Here is an 18557-nt window from a genome sequence, read left to right on the forward strand (position 1 = left end):
CTTTTCTGTTCAGACCTGCGAGTATATCAGCAGCGCGCCATGAATAAACCGTATTGCTTTACCTCTCTTAGCGCGGCTGTGTTATAATTTGCGACCTTTGAATCCGGGATACAGTAGAGGGATAGCGGTTAGATGAGCGACCTTGCGAGAGAAATTACACCGGTCAACATTGAGGAAGAGCTTAAGAACTCTTATCTGGATTATGCGATGTCGGTCATTGTTGGCCGTGCGCTGCCGGATGTCCGAGATGGCCTGAAGCCGGTACACCGTCGCGTACTTTACGCCATGAACGTATTGGGCAATGACTGGAACAAAGCCTATAAAAAATCAGCCCGTGTCGTTGGTGACGTAATCGGTAAATACCACCCGCACGGCGACTCCGCGGTATACGACACCATCGTGCGTATGGCGCAGCCGTTCTCGCTGCGTTACATGCTGGTGGACGGCCAGGGTAACTTTGGTTCCATCGACGGCGACTCCGCCGCGGCGATGCGTTATACCGAAATTCGTCTGGCGAAAATCGCTCATGAGCTGATGGCCGATCTTGAAAAAGAGACGGTCGATTTCGTTGACAACTATGACGGCACGGAGCGTATTCCGGACGTCATGCCGACCAAAATTCCTAACCTGCTGGTAAACGGCGCCTCCGGGATCGCCGTCGGGATGGCCACCAACATACCGCCGCATAACCTGACGGAAGTGATCAACGGCTGTCTGGCCTATGTCGACGATGAAGACATCAGCATTGAAGGGCTGATGGCGCATATTCCTGGCCCTGATTTCCCGACCGCCGCCATTATCAACGGCCGTCGCGGCATTGAAGAGGCCTACCGCACCGGTCGCGGTAAAGTCTACATCCGCGCGCGCGCGGAAGTGGAAGTGGACGCGAAATCCGGCCGCGAAACCATCATCGTGCATGAAATTCCCTATCAGGTGAACAAAGCGCGCCTGATTGAGAAAATCGCCGAGCTGGTAAAAGAAAAACGCGTGGAAGGCATCAGCGCGCTGCGTGACGAGTCTGATAAAGACGGGATGCGCATCGTGATTGAAGTGAAGCGCGACGCGGTAGGGGAAGTGGTGCTCAACAACCTCTATTCCCAGACCCAGCTGCAGGTCTCCTTCGGCATCAACATGGTTGCGCTGCACCATGGCCAGCCGAAGATCATGAACCTGAAAGACATCATCGCCGCCTTCGTGCGCCACCGCCGCGAAGTGGTGACCCGTCGCACCATTTTCGAGCTGCGTAAAGCCCGTGACCGCGCGCATATCCTCGAAGCGCTGGCCGTGGCGCTGGCCAATATCGACCCGATTATCGAACTGATCCGTCGCGCGCCGACCCCGGCTGAAGCGAAAGCGGCGCTGGTTGCCCAGGCGTGGGATCTCGGTAACGTCGCGGCGATGCTGGAGCGTGCCGGTGATGACGCCGCGCGTCCGGAATGGCTGGAGCCAGAGTTCGGCGTGCGCGAGGGTAAATACTACCTGACCGAGCAGCAGGCCCAGGCGATTCTGGATCTGCGTCTGCAGAAACTGACCGGCCTTGAGCATGAAAAACTGCTCGACGAATATAAAGAGCTGCTGGAGCAGATCGCGGAACTGCTGCACATCCTCGGCAGCGCCGACCGTCTGATGGAAGTGATTCGCGAAGAGCTGGAGCTGATCCGCGACCAGTTCGGCGACGAACGTCGTACCGAAATCACTGCCAACAGCGCTGATATCAACATCGAAGATCTGATCAACCAGGAAGACGTGGTGGTCACCCTGTCGCATCAGGGCTATGTGAAGTATCAGCCGCTGACCGACTACGAAGCGCAGCGTCGTGGCGGTAAAGGCAAATCGGCAGCGCGCATTAAAGAAGAAGACTTTATTGACCGCCTGCTGGTGGCCAACACCCATGACACCATCCTCTGCTTCTCAAGCCGCGGTCGTCTGTACTGGATGAAGGTCTATCAATTGCCGGAGGCCAGCCGCGGCGCGCGCGGTCGTCCGATCGTCAACCTGCTGCCGCTGGAAGCCGATGAGCGTATCACCGCTATCCTGCCGGTCCGCGAGTATGAAGAGGGCGTCAACGTCTTTATGGCCACCGCCAGCGGTACCGTGAAGAAAACCGCGCTGACCGAGTTCAGTCGTCCGCGTTCCGCCGGCATTATCGCGGTGAACCTGAACGAAGGCGATGAGCTGATCGGCGTCGATCTGACCTCTGGTCAGGACGAAGTGATGCTGTTCTCCGCGGCCGGCAAGGTCGTGCGCTTCAAAGAGGATGCCGTTCGCGCCATGGGCCGTACCGCCACCGGCGTACGCGGCATTAAGCTGGCGGAAAACGACAGCGTCGTCTCGCTGATTATTCCGCGCGGCGAAGGCGCGATCCTGACGGTGACGCAAAACGGTTACGGTAAACGTACCGCCGCGGCTGAGTATCCGACCAAGTCGCGTGCCACCCAGGGCGTTATCTCGATCAAAGTCACCGAGCGTAACGGTTCCGTGGTCGGCGCCGTACAGGTGGATGATTGCGATCAGATCATGATGATCACCGACGCCGGGACGCTGGTGCGTACCCGCGTTTCCGAAGTGAGCATCGTGGGCCGTAACACCCAGGGCGTGATCCTCATCCGCACCGCGGAAGATGAAAACGTGGTGGGGCTGCAGCGCGTCGCTGAGCCGGTAGACGACGAAGAACTGGACGCCATCGACGGTAGCGCGGCGGAAGGCGATGACGATATCGCCCCGGAAGCGGATACCGATGACGACATCGCCGAAGACGAAGAGTAATCGTCCCAGGTAAATGTTCTGAAAGGGCCGGGTATTCTCCCGGCCCTTTTTGCATTAACATTGCGGCAAAGCCGGTTTACCGCTACTTTAACCCCATTCTGTTGAGTCCCTGACGGCCGAGCATCGCCACATTGAAATATCTTGCCTCTTTTCACACAACCCTGAAGGTTTCACGTTATCTGTTCAGAGCGCTGGCGGTATTGCTGTGGCTGCTGATTGCGTTTGTCTCTGTGTTTTATATCGTCAACGCGCTGCACGAGCGGGAAGCCGAGATCCATCAGGAACTCAATCTCAACGCCGATCAGGCCCAGCGCTACATTCAGCGTACGGCGGATGTGATTAAAGAGCTGAAGTACGTCGCCGGTAACCGGCTGTCGGCAGGGGATGCGGTAGCGCAAGGGCAAAGCGGCGATATTGCGATCCCCAGCTTTGAACCCCTGTATCCTGACTCCGACTGCAGCGCGATGAGTAGCGCCTGGCGTAATTCGCTCCAATCGCTGGCGTGGTTTATGCGCTACTGGCGGGATAATTTTACCGCCGCCTACGACCTTAACCGCATCTTTCTCATCGGCAGCGATAATCTCTGTATGGCCAACTTTGGCCTGCGTGACGTGCCGATTGAGCGCGATCAGGCGCTGAAAGTCCTGCATCAACGCATTGAGCAATACCGCAATGCGCCGCAAAACGAGCGCGGCAACAACCTGTTCTGGATAAGCCAGGGCATGCGCCCCGGGGTGGGCTATTTTTACGCCCTGACGCCGATCTATATGGCCAATCGCCTGCAGGCGATGCTCGGCGTTGAGCAGACCATCCGCATGGAAAGCTTCTTTACGCCGGGCAGCCTGCCGATGAGCGTGACTATCTTCGACGATAACGGCCAGCCGCTGATCTCCCTGGCCGGCGCGGAAAGCAAAATCCAGAGCGAAGCGAAATGGATGCAGGAGCGAATGTGGTTTGGCTACAGCGCGGGTTTCCGCGAGCTGGTGCTGAAGAAAAGCCTCGCGCCGTCCTCCCTGAGCATCGTCTATTCCGTCTCGGTAGACCAGGTGCTGGAGCGGATCCGTATGCTGATCATCAACGCCATCGTTCTCAATATCCTCAGCGGCGCGATGCTGTTTGCGCTGGCGCGGATGTATGAGCGGCGCATTTTTATCCCTGCGGAAAATGACGCTCAGCGGCTGGAAGAGCATGAGCAGTTCAACCGCAAAATCGTGGCCTCCGCCCCGGTGGGGATCTGTATTCTGCGCACCCTCGACGGGACCAACATTCTCAGTAACGAGCTGGCGCACAACTATCTGAACATGCTGACCCATGAGGACCGCCAGCGGCTGACGCAGATCATCTGCGGCCAGCAGGTCAACTTTGTCGATGTGCTGACCAGCAACCATACCAACCTGCAGATTAGCTTTGTCCACTCGCGCTATCGCAACGAAAACGTGGCGATTTGCGTGCTGGTGGACGTTTCCGCCCGCGTGAAGATGGAAGAGTCGCTGCAGGAGATGGCCCAGGCGGCAGAGCAGGCCAGCCAGTCGAAATCGATGTTCCTTGCCACCGTCAGCCATGAGCTGCGCACTCCGCTGTATGGCATCATCGGCAACCTCGATCTGCTGCAGACCAAAGCGTTGCCGAAGGGCGTCGATCGCCTGGTGACGGCGATGAACAACTCCTCAAGCCTGCTGTTGAAAATCATCAGCGATATTCTCGATTTCTCCAAAATCGAGTCCGAGCAGTTGAAGATTGAGCCGCGGGAATTTTCCCCGCGCGAGGTCATGAACCATATCTCCGCCAACTATCTGCCGCTGGTGGTGCGCAAGCAGCTGGGTCTGTACTGCTTTATCGAACCGGACGTTCCGGAACAGATGTCCGGCGACCCGATGCGCCTGCAGCAGGTGATCTCCAACCTGCTGAGCAATGCGATCAAGTTCACCGACACCGGCTGCATTATCCTGCACGTCCAGTGCGCGGGGGATTATCTGCAGATTAGCGTCCGCGACACCGGAGAGGGGATCCCGGCGAAAGAGGTATTGCGCCTCTTCGACCCCTTCTTCCAGGTAGGGACCGGCGTGCAGCGCAACTTCCAGGGCACCGGCCTTGGCCTGGCGATCTGTGAAAAACTGATCAGCATGATGGATGGCGATATCGCCGTGGAAACGGAGCCGGGAATGGGCAGCCGCTTTACCATCCGCATCCCGCTGTATGGCGTGCAGAACACGCCGCAGATGACGGCGAACGGTTTCGCTGGCAAGACCTGCTGGCTGGCCATCCACAACACCTCGCTGGCGATGTTCGTCACCTCGCTGCTCAGCTATCACGGCCTTACGGTACGTCGTCATGCCGGAGAAACCCCGGAGGCCGAGGATGTCTTACTCACTGACGATGAAGCGCTGAGCGACTGGCAGGGAAGGGCGATGGTCATCTTCTGCCGTCGTCATATCGGTATTCCGCAGGAACGGGCCGCCGGCGAGTGGCTGCATAGCGTGACGACGCCGCATGAACTGCTGCCGCTGTTGGGGCGTATTTTCCACGTCGCGCTGGCCAGTGCGGACAATAGCCGGGCGCTGATGGCGCCGGAGGCGCAGGCCGGCAATAACGACGACATGATGATCCTCGTGGTCGACGATCATCCGATCAACCGGCGCCTGCTGGCGGATCAGCTGGGATCGCTCGGCTACCAGTGCGTGACCGCGAACGACGGGGTCGACGCGCTCAACGTCCTCAGCAAGCAGCACATCGATATCGTGCTCAGCGACGTCAACATGCCTAATATGGATGGTTATCGCCTGACGCAGCGCATTCGTCAGCTTGGCCTGACGCTGCCGGTGATTGGCGTCACGGCCAATGCCCTGGCGGAAGAGAAGCAGCGCTGTCTGGAATCGGGGATGGACAGCTGTCTGTCCAAGCCGGTGACGCTTGACGTGCTGAAGCAAACGCTGACGGTATATGCGGCGCGGGTACGTAAAGGGCGGGAATAACGGGGAACTCCGTCTCGCCGGGGCGAGACGGAGAGAGCGTAGGGTTACTCTTTGTCCGTCGCGCTCAGCGAGACGGAGGAGAGGTAGTTCAGCAGGGCGATGTCGTTTTCGACGCCCAGCTTCATCATCGCCGACTTTTTCTGGCTACTGATGGTTTTGATGCTGCGGTTAAGCTTTTTGGCGATCTCGGTCACCAGGAAGCCTTCGGCGAACAGACGCAGCACTTCGCTCTCCTTCGGCGACAGGCGTTTATCGCCATAGCCGCTGGCGCTGATTTTTTCCAGCAGACGAGAGACGCTTTCCGGGGTGAATTTCTTCCCTTTCTGCAGCGCGGCCAGCGCTTTTGGCAGATCGGTCGGCGCCCCCTGCTTGAGGACGATCCCTTCGATATCCAGATCCAGCACCGCGCTGAGGATCGCCGGGTTGTTGTTCATGGTCAGAACAATGATCGACAGATCCGGGAAGTGGCGCTTGATGTATTTAATCAGCGTGATCCCGTCGCCGTATTTATCACCGGGCATGGACAGATCGGTGATCAGCACATGGGCGTCCAGCTTCGGAAGATTGTTGATAAGGGCCGTGGAGTCTTCAAACTCGCCAACGACGTTCACCCACTCAATTTGCTCAAGTGACTTACGAATACCGAACAGTACGATCGGATGGTCATCGGCAATAATTACGTTCATAGTGTTCATGTATAAGGCTACCTTCTACAGCAAGCTCTTGACGTAAGCGTCAATGTCGCTGATATATTTTTCTATGCCTTGCGCATCCTTTTCGCGAATCAGATGCTCAAGCGTTTCACATAACTGCTTGCCGGGTATCAGATTAAGCATAGCAAATGCCCCTTTGAGGCGGTGGGCGGTTTGTGCCAGAGCAGCAAAATCGCCCGCTTCGATTTCAGTATACAATCTCTGAACATCATCCGGTACCGTATCGGCAAACAGTGCGTAATAGCCGCTGGCATGGAGTTCGGCGTTACTCTCGTTTCCTGAGGTAGCGGGCTGAACCGCCTCCTCCGCCAGCTGCTGCTCAATAAGCTGCAGGATAGCCTCCTGCATCGCCGTGCTAATATTAAAGTTGACCCGCAGTTGGCCCGGGCCGATTTTGCGTATCCCAACCTCATCATCGCTTAAAAGCAAGCCCGAAGCAGTAAGATTAGACGGATTATCCGTTAAATACAGATCGAACGCTTGACTTGTCGCCCGATCGTCCGGCGTGATGCAGGACGCCCCCCAGCTCTCCAGCTGGCGGGTGACAATCCGCCGCACTTCGCTGGAGGTCACATCCAGCAGGACGATAACGTCATCCAGCAGATGTTCTCCCGCCTCTGGCGCCTCTTCGCTGGCCGGCATTTTCAGATGCAGGCTATAGCGAGTCCCCAGCGACTCCCGCGCTTTGATGGTCAACTGCCCGCCCAGCTTGCGCGTCATGCGGTCACATAACCAGAAGGTGAGGGCGTTCGCTTTGCCGTACAGATCGCTCTGGGTCTCATTGAGATACGGGAAGTGCATATTGTCGATCTCGTTAGCCGAGACCCCGTTGCCGGTATCGAGAATGCGGAAGGTCAGGCGATCGCTGGCCGACTCTTCCTGGCAGACGTCGAGGGTGATCTTGCCGATCGGCGTGGTGGTGACGGAATACTGGATCAGCAGCACCAGCGTGCGCCGCAGCGCTTCACGGTCGCCATAGCGTTGCTCGCCGGCAGGCAGCGCGTTATTGATAAGCAACTGCAGCCCCTTGCGCTTCATCGCCGGCAGCACCTCCGGTACGACGTCGTCGATCAGCTCCTGCACCGAGAACAGCGACTGGCTGGTTTTCCAGGCATCGCTTTCCAGCAGGTTAGCCAGCTGAATGTCATCGATCAGTGTGACCAGCTCATCGGCATGCTGCGCCAGCGTCCGGTTCTCCGCGCCGTCGAGCGCTGCTGCCTCGGCCGCCAGGTTCAGGGCGGGCTGCTTCAGGGCGCTGCCGATATGCTGCATAAATGCCGCCCGGCCCTGCTGGTTTTTCTCATACAAGCGCTGGGCCTGTTTGAGCTTTTTATTAACCAGCACTTCGCGGTCCTGGTCTCGGATAATCAGGATCTGCGTACGCGGCGCTACCTGGCTGCGATACTGGCGGATCTCATACTGTTCGTTGTTGACGGTGGCCTGGATCACCCCCTGATGCTGGTCCGCCATGTTGGTGATGTTCTGCAGGTTCAGGTGCGGAAGCAGATGGTCGGCAATCGGGTTGCTGATCACCGTTCGGTTGGCTTCCTGATCGTGGACGAGCAGCCCCAGCGGCAGCAAAGACACAATTTCTTCATTAATGGCGCGCAGTAAACGCAGTTCGCTATTGGCGGCGGAGGGGAGCCCGGCGCCCGAGGCGCTGCTGCGTCCTTTATAATGCCGAAAGGTGGTGAAACCGAACAGGGCCAGCGCCAGCAGGCCAATGTTAAGCAGCAGCGGCAGAAGAATGTTTTGCAGGGACTCCAGCAGCATGGTGCTCATCGGGACCGTCCACAGCACCTGCATACCGGTGGTGCTGATGTCGGTGGCGATGTCAATCTGCATGCCGTTGAAGGTGATCCCGATATGATCGCTAGCCTCTTTCTCGGGGCTGGCGGCAACATTTTGCGAGGGATCAGGCTCGATACGGAAGCTGTCCAGCGCCATGCCCGGGGGGATCAGATCGTTAATCGGCAGGTCGAAGGCGACCACTGTCGCCAGGTGTCCTGGCTGATTGAAGGTAGTACGTAACGTAAAGTAGTGCGCGTTCTGCCAGGCAAGATGGCGCAGCGGCGAGAAGGTCTCGCGCTCATCAAGGGTATTGGCCTGCAGCAGCATTTCCGCGCGCCGTGATTCCACCACGCTGCTGATGGTTGACTCTTTAAAGCTTGAGGAGAGGTCCTTCAACGGCAGGGTGGAGATGAGAATCAGGCTATTATCCAGACCATTGAGATAGTACATCGACCACGGAATGGTCTCTGCGCCCCACAAAATATCCAGATAATCGGACATTTTCTGCGTCATCTCGAGGGTCGAGCTGTCGTGGGAGCCAAAGATCAGGGCTTCGGTTTTACGTCGGGGCTTCTCCAGATAGTACACGTCCTGCTTTAAACGCGTCTCCTGCAGGCCGCCGCTGGCGGTGTTGGAAGAGGTGGCGGCGATATTGTCGTAGATTTGCCAGGTGGCATAGCGCCAGGTATCAATACGCTGGTGCAGGGCATGGGAGACATCAACCACCTGATAGCTCTTCTCTTTCAGCCAGGCATTGACGGCGCTTTGAATCATCACCCCCATCGTCGCCAGCAGGACAATAACCATCAAAATGAAGAAGCGGCTGATGTTGCCGGGGATCAGAGAGAATTTTTTCGGGGTCATCTTGTGGCTGAACGACTCATCATTGTTTGTAAACAGGATGTAGCGCCAGAGTAACTGGCAACAAAGCAGATGCTGCAGGCAGTATAAAGGCTAATGGCGTAAATCCATACTACAGATTGGCGCCAGCGGCGCGATACCGCCCAGGAATTATCTTAGAAACGAAGCGTAAATGAAACCGCGTCCGCAAGGCTGACAGCTGACGATATTGGCAGAAACAAAAGCGAAGAATCGCACGAAATAACAAGACATTGGCGGAATAAGCACGAAAGGCGGCCTAATTGATTGATTAATAGTCGTTAGGGAATCATTGGCTGTAGCACAGATAAATTAAAGTTGTGTAAAGAAGGGTAAAAAAAACCGGATGCGAGGCATCCGGTTGAAATAGGGGTAAACAGACATTCAGAACTGAATGACGGTAATAAATAAAGTTAATGATGATAGCGACTCTTATTTTAGTCACCAATGATCATTTTGTTTTACCATTCAGTGCTATAGGCTTGGTTTTGTATATCATATTGATTTTGAATGGCTAAATAATTTTTTTGATTATAAGTGCGTATTTCCCTGGCCATTTTGGGGTGAAAAAAAGTTCCGCTGCATTTACAAATTGAAACATCTTGTGGGAACTTTGAAACATCTTAGAAGTTTTAGTATCATATTCTTGTTGGATTATTCTGCATTTTGCAGCACAATGAAATAGCCGACTGATTAGAAGGGTAATCAGTAAGCAGTGGCATAATAAAAGGCATATAACAAACAGAGGGTTAATAACATGAAAGTTAAAGTACTGTCCCTCCTGGTACCGGCTCTGCTGGTAGCAGGCGCAGCAAATGCGGCTGAAATTTATAACAAAGACGGCAACAAATTAGACCTGTACGGTAAAATTGACGGTCTGCACTACTTCTCTGACGACAAGAGCGTCGACGGCGACCAGACCTACATGCGTGTAGGCGTGAAAGGTGAAACCCAGATCAACGACCAGCTGACCGGTTACGGCCAGTGGGAATACAACGTTCAGGCGAACAACACTGAAAGCTCCAGCGATCAGGCCTGGACTCGTCTGGCATTCGCCGGTCTGAAATTTGGCGACGCGGGCTCTTTCGACTACGGTCGTAACTACGGCGTAGTATACGACGTAACGTCCTGGACTGACGTTCTGCCGGAATTCGGCGGCGACACCTACGGTTCTGACAACTTCCTGCAGTCCCGTGCTAACGGCGTTGCAACCTACCGTAACTCTGACTTCTTCGGTCTGGTTGACGGCCTGAACTTTGCTCTGCAGTACCAGGGTAAAAACGGCAGCGTCAGCGGCGAAGGCGCGACCAACAACGGTCGTGGCGCTCAGAAACAGAACGGTGACGGCTTCGGTACCTCTGTAACTTATGACATCTTTGATGGCATCAGCGCTGGTTTCGCGTACTCTCACTCTAAACGTACCGACGATCAGAACAACCTGGTTCTGGGTCGTGGCGACAACGCTGAAACCTACACCGGCGGTCTGAAATACGACGCGAACAACGTTTACCTGGCCACTCAGTACACCCAGACCTACAACGCGACCCGCGCTGGTTCTCAGGGCTTTGCTAACAAAGCGCAGAACTTCGAAGTGGTTGCTCAGTACCAGTTCGACTTCGGTCTGCGTCCGTCCGTCGCTTACCTGCAGTCTAAAGGTAAGGATCTGGAAGGCTACGGCGACCAGGACATCCTGAAATATGTTGACGTTGGCGCGACCTACTACTTCAACAAAAACATGTCCACCTATGTTGACTACAAAATCAACCTGCTGGACGACAACAGCTTCACCCGCAAAGCCGGTGTTTCTACCGACGACGTGGTTGCCCTGGGCCTGGTTTACCAGTTCTAAGTTGCAAGCTGTATAACAAAAAGGCGCCTCTGGCGCCTTTTTTTATGTCTGGTTTAACCTCGCTGGTATACTCTTGTCGCCCTGGTAAGAGGAGCCTCGATTAATGGATATGACTTTCTTTCGCGCCGCGCTGTTGGGCGCCTGCGTACTGTTCTCTGGCTGCGATTCAGCCACCACTCCCGCGACACCCGCCTCAACGGCCACCGTACTGGATGGTAAAACGATGGGCACCTTCTGGCGGGTCAGCGTTATCGGCGTGGATGAGGCAAAGGCCCAGGCGCTGAGCGCCAAGGTTCAGGCCCAGCTGGACGCCGACGATCGCCTGCTGTCGACCTGGAAAAACGACTCGGCGCTGATGCGTTTCAACCACGCGGCGGATACCCGGCCCTGGCCGGTGAGCGAAGCGATGGCGGACATCGTGACCCTGTCGCTGCGGATTGGCGCCAAAACGGACGGCGCGATGGACATCACCGTGGGGCCGCTGGTCAATCTGTGGGGCTTTGGCCCGGATAAACAGCCGGTCGCCACCCCGGATGCGCAGGCGATCGCCGCGGCGAAAGCGCGCACCGGCCTGCAGCATCTGCAGGTTATCAATCAGAGCGGCAGGCAGTTCCTGCAAAAAGATATTCCCGATCTGTTTGTCGACCTCTCCACCGTCGGGGAAGGCTATGCCGCCGACCACCTTGCGCGCTTGATGGAGCAGGAGGGGATCTCCCGCTATCTGGTGTCGGTGGGCGGGGCGCTGGTCAGCCGCGGGATGAATGGCGAAGGCAAGCCCTGGCGGGTGGCGATCCAGAAACCGACCGACCGGGAAAACGCCGTTCAGGCGATTGTCGACATCAATGGCCACGGCATCAGCACCTCCGGCAGCTATCGCAACTACTATGAACTCGACGGGAAACGTATCTCTCACGTCATCGACCCGCAGACCGGGCAGCCGATAACCCATAAGCTGGTCTCGGTGACCGTTATTGCGCCAACGGCGCTGGAGGCGGACGGCTGGGATACCGGGCTGATGGTGCTGGGGCCGGAAAAAGCGCAGCAGGTGGTGCGCGAGCAAGGGCTGGCAGTCTACATGATCGTCAAAGAGGGGGAGGGCTTTAAAACCTGGATGTCGCCGCAGTTCCGTACCTTCCTCGTCGGCGAAAAAAATTAAAAAGCAAGATTGCGGGTTTTTTGCGGCGGGCTTTACCGCAGACTGAGGATACACTTACAGCAGGAGACCCGTGATGAAACCGATAGTTGCCGATACTGATGACCGCCGCTGGCAGGCGGTCTGCGAGCGTGATACCCGGGCCGATGGTCAGTTCGTCTTTGCGGTACTGACCACCGGCATCTGCTGCCGTCCCTCCTGCCGCTCGCGGCGCGCGCGGCGGGAAAACGTGCGCTTTTTTGCTGACGTCGCTGCTGCCGTGGCGGCGGGATTCCGCCCCTGCAAACGCTGCCAGCCGGATAAAGACTGCCCGCAGCAGCAAAGGATCGATAAAGTGGCGCAGGCCTGTCGCTTGCTGGAGCAGGAGGCGCCCCTGACCCTCGAGGCGCTGGCGCGCGAGCTGGCGGTCAGCCCGTTTCATTTCCACCGTTTATTCAAATCCGTGACCGGTATGACCCCCAAAGCCTGGCAGCAGGCGTGGCGCGCGCGACGCCTGCGCGAGGCGCTGGAGCAGGGGAAACCGGTGACCCGCGCCGCGCTGGCGGCCGGCTTCCCCGACAGCAGCAGCTATTATCGCCAGGCCGATGCCGCCTTAGGGATGACCGCCAGCCAGTTTCGCCGCGGCGGCGCCGCCGCCGTGGTGACCTGGACAACGGGCGACTGCGCGCTGGGCCGCTGCCTGGTGGCGCAAAGCGAGCGCGGCGTCTGCGCCGTGCTGCCGGGTGATAACGATGCTGCATTGCTCGACGATCTGCGCCAGCGCTTTCCCCGCGCCGAGCTGCGCCAGGGCGACCCTGAGTTTCGTCGTCAGATGGCGGAGATTTTCGCCCACCTCGACGACAGCCGGCGGCCGGTGTCGCTGCCGCTGGATCTGCAGGGCACCGCGTTCCAGCTGCAGGTCTGGCAGGCGCTGCGGCAGATCCCGGCGGGCGAGACCCGCAGCTACCGCCAGGTGGCGGAGCATATTGGCCAGCCGCGGGCGGTAAGAGCCGTGGCCGGCGCCTGCGCGGCGAATTCGCTGGCGGTGATCGTTCCCTGCCACCGGGTGGTGCGTGAGAATGGCGCGCTGTCCGGTTATCGTTGGGGAACCGCGCGAAAAGCGCAGCTGCTGGCGCGCGAGGCGCAACGAGAGGAGGAGTAATGCTCGATCTGTTTAGCGATACCCTACCGTGGCAGGAGCCGCTGGCCCCCGGCGCGGTGGTCCTTCGGCGCTTTGCCCGCGAGCGCGCTCCGGGGCTGCTGCAGGCGATTGCCGACGTCGCCCGTCAGTCGCCGTTTCGCCAGATGGTCACGCCGGGCGGGTACACCATGTCGGTGGCGATGACCAACTGCGGCCGGCTGGGCTGGACCACCGATCGCCACGGCTACCTCTACGCCCCGGTCGACCCGGTAACTCATCACACCTGGCCGCCGATGCCGGCCGTATTCCGTGAACTGGCGCTGGCGGCAGCCGCGGCCGGCGGCTATCCGGGCTTTTCCCCCGACGCCTGTCTGATTAACCGCTACCAGCCCGGCGCAAAGCTGTCGTTGCATCAGGATAAAGATGAACAGGATCTGCGGGCGCCGATCGTCTCGGTCTCGCTGGGGGTGCCGGCCATCTTTCAGTTTGGCGGGTTGCAGCGCAGCGACCCGCTGCAGCGGCTGCTGCTGGAGCATGGCGATGTGGTGGTCTGGGGCGGGGAGTCGCGCCTGTTTTATCATGGCGTTCAGCCGCTGAAAGCGGGCCATCATCCCGAGACCGGAGACTGTCGATATAACCTCACCTTTCGGCATGCGGGCCGTCCCGGCGATTAAAATAAGAATTATTCTTGATGTCACCGGCGAGCCGTTTAAACTGCTGGCTGTTTTGCTTTTCCGGATAGCCGTTATGGAACTTCTTTCTCTCGTCTGGCGCCAGTATCGCTGGCCGTTTCTGGGCGTTATTGCCCTCAGCCTGCTCAGCGCCGCGCTGGGTATCGGCTTAATCGCCTTTATTAACCTGCGCCTGATCGCCACTGTCGATACCTCGCTGCGGGTGCTGCCGGAATTTCTTGGCCTGCTGGGGCTGTTGATGGCGGTGACCCTGGGCTCGCAGCTGGCGTTGACCACCCTCGGCCACCATTTTGTTTATCGCCTGCGCGGCGAGTTTGTGAAACGCATCCTCGATACCCAGATTGAACAGGTGGAGAAGATCGGCAGCGCGTCGCTGCTTGCCGGGCTGACCAGCGATATCCGCAATATTACCATCGCCTTTGTACGCCTCCCTGAGCTGGTGCAGGGGATCATTCTCACCTTCGGCTCCGCCGCTTATCTGGCCTGGCTGTCAGGAAAAATGATGCTGGTGACGGCCCTGTGGATGGCGCTCACCATCTGGGGCGGTTTTGTGCTGGTATCGCGGGTCTACAGACATATGGCCAGCCTGCGCGAAACGGAAGATAAGCTCTATCACGACTACCAGACGGTGCTGGAAGGGCGCAAAGAGCTAACCCTCAACCGCGAGCGCGCGGAGTATGTGTTTAATCAGCTCTACCTCCCGGACGCCTGTGAGTACCGGCACCACATCGTTCGCGCCGATACCTTCCATCTCAGCGCGGTCAACTGGTCGAATATTATGATGCTTGGCGCCATCGGGCTGGTGTTCTGGATGGCCAACAGCCTCGGCTGGGCCGATACCGCCGTGGCGGCGACCTACTCCCTGACGCTGCTGTTTTTGCGCACGCCGCTGCTCTCCGCCGTCGGCGCGCTGCCCACGCTGCTGAGCGCCCAGGTGGCGTTCAACAAGCTGCGCCAGTTCTCCCTCGCCCCTTACCGGGCCGATTTCCCCCGGCCGCAGCCGCAGGCTGACTGGCAGACGCTGGAGCTGCGCGATGTCACTTTCCATTATCCGGACCATCGCTTTGCGGTAGGGCCGCTTAATCTGACGCTAAAACGCGGCGAACTGGTGTTTCTGATCGGCGGCAACGGCAGCGGCAAGTCAACCCTGGCGATGCTCCTGACCGGCCTGTATCAGCCGGTTTCCGGTCAGATTCTGGTGGACGGCCAGCCGCTGGCGGCGGATAAACCGGAGGCGTACCGCAAACTGTTCTCCGCCGTGTTTACCGACGTCTGGCTGTTCGACCGTCTGCTCGGGCCGCAGGGTGAGGAGGCCGATCCGGCGCTGGTGGCAACGTGGCTGGAGCGTCTGCAAATGGCCCACAAGCTGCAGCTGGAAAACGGTAAGATCGGCGACCTGCGGCTGTCGAAAGGGCAGAAGAAGCGCGTGGCGCTGCTGCTGGCGCTGGCCGAGTCCCGGGATATCATTCTGCTGGATGAATGGGCGGCGGATCAGGATCCGCATTTCCGCCGCGAGTTCTACCAGGTCCTGCTGCCGTTGATGAAGCAGATGGGGAAAACCGTGTTCGCCATCAGCCATGACGATCACTACTTCCAGCACGCCGATCGCCTGCTGGAGATGCGTGCCGGGCAGCTGTCAGAGCTCACCGGCGAAGAGCGGGCGCAGGCCTCCCGCGATGCGGTGGCCCGCACGGCCTGATTCACGCTGCGCGCCCGGGGAAAGCCCGGGCGCCGCTGAAATTTTCAGCGTCTACATTGCTGACGGTTATTATTTCCCCCTCCTCGCGCTATGCTTAAGGCTTCCGGCCCGCAGGCCGGCTCACTATTCTCAAAAGGATTGCCCGACCGATGTCCGTTTTGCATAAAAAAAGCGCCCGCTTGCGTGACGAAGAGCGCGCCCGTCTGATTTGGCTGTTGAGCACCGATAAAGCGGTGACCTCTGCGCTGCTGGGCAAACTGACGCTGGCAGAACGTTACGATGAAGGTACGCTCGCCGATGACCTGGCCGAAGTGGAAATCCTGGTCTCGCATCTGCCGCCGCCGGATCTCGCCGATGCGCTGGAAGCGCTCCCCTATGACGCCCGCACCGCGCTGTGGTGCCAGGTGCCCGACGATAAACGCGGCGAAGTGCTGCTGGAAGCCTCAGAAAACGTCTGGGGCGACCTCATCGATAAGATGAGCGACCACGAGCTGCTGCAGGCGATGCAGCCGCTGGATATCGATGAACAGGTTTACCTGCTGCAGCATCTGCCGCGCAACCTGACCGGACGGTTGCTGGCGACCCTGCCGGCCGAGAAGCGCGCCCGTATTCGCCAGATCATGCGCTACGCCGACAACAGCGTCGGGTCGATCATGGAGTTTGAGGTCATTACGGTGCGGCCGGAGGCCACCCTGGCGGCGGTCCAGCGCTATTTGCGGCGTCTCGGTAAAATGCCGGAGAACACCGACAAACTGTTTGTCACCACCCGCAATAAGCTGCTGCTCGGCGAGCTGGAGCTGCAGACCATTCTGCTCAACGATGCGCAGAAGCGGGTGGGGGAGGTGATGGAGGGCGATCCGGTCACCTTTCAGCCGCACGAAGAGGCGGAGAAGGTGGCGCGCACCTTCGAACGTGATGACTTGCTCAGCGCCGCCGTTATCGATGCCGATGGTAAGCTGATCGGCCGTCTGACTATCGATGAGATCGTCGATGTGGTCTATGAAGAGACCGACAACGATCTGCGGCGGATGGGCGGTCTGAGCGATGAAGAAGATGTCTTCGCCCCGGTCAGCAAGGCGGTAAAAACGCGCTGGGCGTGGCTGGCGGTCAACCTGTGTACGGCGTTTATCGCTTCCAGGGTCATCGACGGCTTCGAACACACCATTTCTCAGCTGGTGGCGCTGGCCTCGCTGATGCCGATCGTCGCCGGGATCGGCGGCAATACCGGCAACCAGACGATCACCATGATCGTCCGGGCGATGGCGCTGCAGCAGATCCAGCCCGGCAGCTTTACCTTCCTGATCCTGCGTGAAATGGGCGTTGCGCTGATTAATGGCCTGGTGTGGGGCGGGATCATGGGGGGCATCACCTGGTGGCTGTATGACGATCCGCAGCTTGGCGGAGTGATGACGCTGGCCATGATGCTCAACCTGCTGATGGCGGCGATGATGGGCGTCATCATCCCGATGGTCATGGTGAAGCTGGGGCGCGACCCGGCGGTCGGCTCCAGCGTGATGATCACCGCTATCACCGACACCGGCGGCTTCTTTATTTTTCTGGGGCTGGCGACGCTGTTTCTGATGTAGCCTGCGCTTTTGCCCGCAGGCGGCGGGGGATGATCGCCATCGCGACGATCCCCGCCAGCACGCCAATCGCCAGATTGCTGGTTCCCACCGTCGCGGCGACGGTCACCAGCATCACCAGCGTTTCCGGCCACGGATTGCGCGCCAGCTCGCCCGGGCGAATGCTGTGCCAGCTAAAGGTCTTCACCGCCACGATCACCATCACCCCGGCCAGGACCGCCATCGGGATCTTCGCCATCACCTGGCTGAGCGCTGTCACCAGCAGGAGCAGCACCAGGCCGGCGATCGCCGTAGAGAGACGGCTGCGGGCTTTGCCCATTTCCACGTTAACGATGGTCTGGCCGATCATCGCGCAGCCCGCGATACCGCCATAACAGCCGGCGAGGATGTTGGCGATACCCAGCCCGGCGCTCTCCCGCGATTTATTCGACGGCGTATGGGTCAGGTCATCCACCAGCTTAGCCGTCAGCAAAGACTCCATCAGGCCGACAAAGGCGATGCTGAGGGCGCACGGCCAGATAATCTGCAGCGTGGCAAGATTGAGGGGAACGGTCAGGGCGGTGAATCCCGGCAGGCCGCCGCGCATCGAGCCTTCATCGCCGACGGTCGGCAGCAGCTGGCCGGTGGTGACGGTATAGAGAGTGAGCGCGACGATGGCGATCAGCGGCGCCGGGATAGCCTTAATAAAGCGCGGCGCCCACAGGACGATAAGCAGCGTGAGGACAAACAGGCCGACGATGAGCGGCTGACGGCTCCAGAAGTGCGGCACCTGGGCAAAGAAAATCAGGATCCCGAGGGCGTTGACGAACCCGGTCATCACCGCCGGGGGGATAAAGCGCATCAGGCGCGCCATGCCGCACAGACCAAACAAAATTTGAATAATACCCGCCAGAATGACGGCTGGCAGAATGTAACCCACGCCGTGCTGATGCACCATCGGGCCAATGACCAGCGCTACTGAGCCCGCGGCGGCGGTGACCATCGCCGGGCGTCCGCCGAGTAGCGACATCGCCAGACAGAGCACCACGGAAGCAATCAGGCTCACCTGCGGGTCAACGCCGGCGATGACAGAAAACGAAATCACTTCCGGGATTAACGCCAGGGCGGTGAGCACGCCGGCCAGGGCTTCGCGCGTCAGCAGCGACGGAGAACGGAGGATGGTGCGCAGGTTGCCGGAAGCGGCGGAGTCAGAAACTGGAGGCATAAAAAAAGTTCGCAGCTTATAAAAAAAGAGGAGCGGTGTCAGACCCTGCTTCCGTGCGGTCTGTCACAAAACCAGGGATGATAGCGCGGAATCTACCAGCGCACCAGTACAAAAAGTGATTTGCTGTATACATTTA

At 58.7% G+C, this 18557-nt stretch carries 11 protein-coding genes; 8 read left to right on the forward strand and 3 right to left on the reverse strand.

Annotated features, from left to right (window positions below):
• Window positions 1-132 precede the first annotated feature (132 nt).
• Window positions 133-2766 carry a DNA topoisomerase (ATP-hydrolyzing) subunit A gene (gene gyrA / locus ABLV52_RS04270; protein WP_004201688.1) on the forward strand — a complete coding sequence of 878 codons (2634 nt, stop codon included), beginning with the start codon at window positions 133-135 and terminating at the stop codon, window positions 2764-2766.
• A 131-nt stretch (window positions 2767-2897) separates the two neighbouring features.
• Window positions 2898-5738, forward strand: coding sequence for a two-component system sensor histidine kinase RcsC (gene rcsC / locus ABLV52_RS04275; RefSeq protein ID WP_348890045.1), 2841 nt, complete (start codon window positions 2898-2900; stop codon window positions 5736-5738).
• Window positions 5739-5782: 44 nt separating this feature from the next.
• On the opposite strand, the gene rcsB is transcribed toward rcsC, so the two are convergent.
• Both rcsB and rcsD read right to left on the reverse strand, forming a co-directional pair.
• Complete coding sequence (gene rcsB, locus ABLV52_RS04280) at window positions 5783-6433, reverse strand: response regulator transcription factor RcsB (protein ID WP_002913007.1); 651 nt, start codon at window positions 6431-6433, stop codon at window positions 5783-5785.
• 15 nt (window positions 6434-6448) lie between these two features.
• A complete protein-coding gene (rcsD, locus tag ABLV52_RS04285; RefSeq protein ID WP_023290483.1) occupies window positions 6449-9106 on the reverse strand; it encodes a phosphotransferase RcsD in 2658 nt (885 codons plus the stop codon).
• Window positions 9107-9878: 772 nt separating this feature from the next.
• Here rcsD and ABLV52_RS04290 point away from each other — a divergent pair.
• The 6 genes from ABLV52_RS04290 (at window position 9879) to mgtE (ending at window position 17220) form a co-directional block, all read left to right on the forward strand.
• Window positions 9879-10970, forward strand: a complete 1092-nt coding sequence (locus ABLV52_RS04290) for a porin OmpC (protein ID WP_348890047.1) — start codon at window positions 9879-9881, stop codon at window positions 10968-10970.
• A gap of 103 nt (window positions 10971-11073) precedes the next feature.
• On the forward strand, window positions 11074-12126 hold the full coding sequence (gene apbE / locus ABLV52_RS04295; protein ID WP_348890048.1) for an FAD:protein FMN transferase ApbE: 1053 nt from the start codon (window positions 11074-11076) through the stop codon (window positions 12124-12126).
• Between the two features lie 73 nt (window positions 12127-12199).
• Window positions 12200-13264 (forward strand): bifunctional DNA-binding transcriptional regulator/O6-methylguanine-DNA methyltransferase Ada, encoded by a 1065-nt coding sequence (gene ada / locus ABLV52_RS04300; RefSeq protein ID WP_023290480.1) that lies wholly within the window; start codon window positions 12200-12202, stop codon window positions 13262-13264.
• Window positions 13264-13917 (forward strand): DNA oxidative demethylase AlkB, encoded by a 654-nt coding sequence (gene alkB / locus ABLV52_RS04305; protein ID WP_348890050.1) that lies wholly within the window; start codon window positions 13264-13266, stop codon window positions 13915-13917. The genes ada and alkB overlap by 1 nt, the downstream gene beginning before the upstream one ends.
• A 73-nt stretch (window positions 13918-13990) precedes the next feature.
• Window positions 13991-15634 carry a multidrug ABC transporter permease/ATP-binding protein gene (locus ABLV52_RS04310; RefSeq protein ID WP_348890051.1) on the forward strand — a complete coding sequence of 548 codons (1644 nt, stop codon included), beginning with the start codon at window positions 13991-13993 and terminating at the stop codon, window positions 15632-15634.
• Between the two features lie 149 nt (window positions 15635-15783).
• Window positions 15784-17220, forward strand: a complete 1437-nt coding sequence (mgtE, locus tag ABLV52_RS04315) for a magnesium transporter (protein WP_023290477.1) — start codon at window positions 15784-15786, stop codon at window positions 17218-17220.
• Here mgtE and ABLV52_RS04320 read toward each other — a convergent pair.
• Window positions 17183-18421, reverse strand: coding sequence for a SulP family inorganic anion transporter (locus ABLV52_RS04320; protein ID WP_065812281.1), 1239 nt, complete (start codon window positions 18419-18421; stop codon window positions 17183-17185). The two genes, mgtE and ABLV52_RS04320, sit on opposite strands and share 38 nt — an antisense overlap.
• Between the last annotated feature and the right edge of the window lie 136 nt (window positions 18422-18557).

Origin of the sequence: Klebsiella sp. GB_Kp056 (assembly GCF_040064755.1) — a bacterium.
Lineage (GTDB): Bacteria > Pseudomonadota > Gammaproteobacteria > Enterobacterales > Enterobacteriaceae > Klebsiella > Klebsiella quasipneumoniae.

Excerpts from the sequence above, each read along its gene's own strand:
- gyrA (WP_004201688.1), top strand. The coding sequence starts at position 133 with ATGAGCGACCTTGCGAGAGAAATTACACCGGTCAACATTGAGGAAGAG.
- rcsB (WP_002913007.1), bottom strand. The coding sequence starts at position 6,433 with ATGAACACTATGAACGTAATTATTGCCGATGACCATCCGATCGTACTG.
- rcsD (WP_023290483.1), bottom strand. The coding sequence starts at position 9,106 with ATGACCCCGAAAAAATTCTCTCTGATCCCCGGCAACATCAGCCGCTTC.
- ABLV52_RS04290 (WP_348890047.1), top strand. The coding sequence starts at position 9,879 with ATGAAAGTTAAAGTACTGTCCCTCCTGGTACCGGCTCTGCTGGTAGCA.
- apbE (WP_348890048.1), top strand. The coding sequence starts at position 11,074 with ATGGATATGACTTTCTTTCGCGCCGCGCTGTTGGGCGCCTGCGTACTG.
- ada (WP_023290480.1), top strand. The coding sequence starts at position 12,200 with ATGAAACCGATAGTTGCCGATACTGATGACCGCCGCTGGCAGGCGGTC.
- alkB (WP_348890050.1), top strand. The coding sequence starts at position 13,264 with ATGCTCGATCTGTTTAGCGATACCCTACCGTGGCAGGAGCCGCTGGCC.
- ABLV52_RS04310 (WP_348890051.1), top strand. The coding sequence starts at position 13,991 with ATGGAACTTCTTTCTCTCGTCTGGCGCCAGTATCGCTGGCCGTTTCTG.
- mgtE (WP_023290477.1), top strand. The coding sequence starts at position 15,784 with ATGTCCGTTTTGCATAAAAAAAGCGCCCGCTTGCGTGACGAAGAGCGC.
- ABLV52_RS04320 (WP_065812281.1), bottom strand. The coding sequence starts at position 18,421 with ATGCCTCCAGTTTCTGACTCCGCCGCTTCCGGCAACCTGCGCACCATC.